Here is a 1,590-nt window from a genome sequence, read left to right as displayed (position 1 = left end):
GTACCGCCAGGAAAAGATCTTTGGCCGTGCAGGCCTGGCGATTCCGCGTTCAACGTTGGCTCAATGGGTGGGCCAAACTGGCGTGCAACTCCAGCCGCTGGTGGATGCACTGCGCGAAGCGGTGCTGGCTCAGCGAGTCGTACATGCTGATGAAACACCTGTGCAGATGCTGGCGCCCGGCGAGAAGAAAACGCACCGAGCTTATGTCTGGGCTTATTGCACGACGCCGTTCTCGGCACTGAGGGCGGTGGTCTACGACTTCAGCCCCAGCCGTGCTGGGGAACATGCACGTAACTTCCTTGGCACGTGGAACGGCAAGCTGGTCTGCGATGACTTCGCGGGTTACAAGGCCGGCTTCGAGCTGGGCATCACCGAAATCGGCTGCATGGCGCACGCCCGCCGCAAGTTCTTCGACCTGCATGTGGCGAACAAAAGCCAACTGGCCGAACAAGCACTGCACTCAATCGGTGGCCTGTACGAGATCGAGCGGCAAGCCAAAGAAATGAGCGATGAAGACCGCAGGCGATTACGCCAGGAAATAGCGGTTCCCATCGCAGCGAAGCTACATGAGTGGATGCTGGCCCAGCGTGAGCTTGTGCCAGAAGGCTCGGCTACGGCCAAGGCTTTGGACTACAGCTTGAAACGATGGGTAGCGCTAACGCGCTACCTGAATGATGGTGCCGTGCCCATCGACAATAACCCGGTCGAAAACACGATCAGGCCATGGGCGCTTGGGCGCTCCAATTGGTTGTTCGCTGGGTCTCTTCGCAGCGGTAAACGAGCGGCAGCGATTATGAGTTTGATCCAGTCGGCGCGCATGAATGGGCACGATCCGTATGCCTATCTCAAAGATGTGCTGACTCGGCTGCCGACACAGCGGGCAAGTGAGATTGGAATGTTGTTACCCCAATGCTGGACTCATTCATCGTCTCAAGCGATCAGTCATTCTTGAGCTTGCTCCATGCTCAGCAAAAAACCTTAGTCGAGTGGATTGAATGATCGATTCATGGCTACCACGTCGCCATGGGTCGGGTTCGGCCCGAGCCACTTGAAATGCTCAGGCAATCGATCTCGTTTAGCGGCTGCCTGCCCTCTGATAGCTGCTGATAAAGCCCTGCGCATAGTCTCAGCATCGTAATCACAGCAATAGCCTGGTGTAGACGGCTGTTGCCTCCAGGACTCCTCAAGCGAGCCTGCGTCAACCGGATCGAAACCTACCTGATCTACCAGAGTCATCACTGTTTCTTTGGCTTTCTCATCGTCACCCGCTACCGCCGCTGCCAAGCGACCTGGTGTACCGTCCGGAACGCCCAACTCTGCCAATGTGTAGGCGAGCACATTGTTGAAAGCCTTGATTACTGGTCGCCCAATCTGCTTCGTCACCCAAACGCTTTCCGTCATCCCTTGATCAATTTCAGCAATGCGCGGGTCACGCAAACCAGGGTAGTAGTTGCTGGTATCCACAACAGGGATGCTGTCGGGTACGGAGGTAAATAGGTCAGAAGGGAGTGTGCTCAATGCTGGCAGAGGTATCGACAGCACTACCACATCCGCGCCATCCACTGCGCCCCGAATGTCTACAGGCTCCGC

General features: G+C 56.7%; 2 protein-coding genes. One reads left to right on the top strand and one right to left on the bottom strand.

Annotated elements, in window-relative coordinates:
* Positions 1 to 952, top strand: a 952-nt coding sequence (tnpC, locus tag M5B99_RS29515) for an IS66 family transposase (protein WP_248807443.1), incomplete at its 5' end; no start/stop codon positions are given.
* A 26-nt stretch (positions 953 to 978) separates the two neighbouring features.
* Here the strand turns inward: tnpC and M5B99_RS29510 are convergent.
* The coding region (locus M5B99_RS29510) for an NADPH-dependent F420 reductase (protein WP_248807442.1) at positions 979 to 1,590 on the bottom strand (612 nt) is incomplete at its 5' end.

It is taken from the genome of Pseudomonas sp. MWU13-2100, from assembly GCF_023242365.1.
GTDB lineage: Bacteria > Pseudomonadota > Gammaproteobacteria > Pseudomonadales > Pseudomonadaceae > Aquipseudomonas.
Note: the sequence above shows the minus strand (reverse complement) of the source record. Positions and strands in the feature narration are given on the sequence as shown.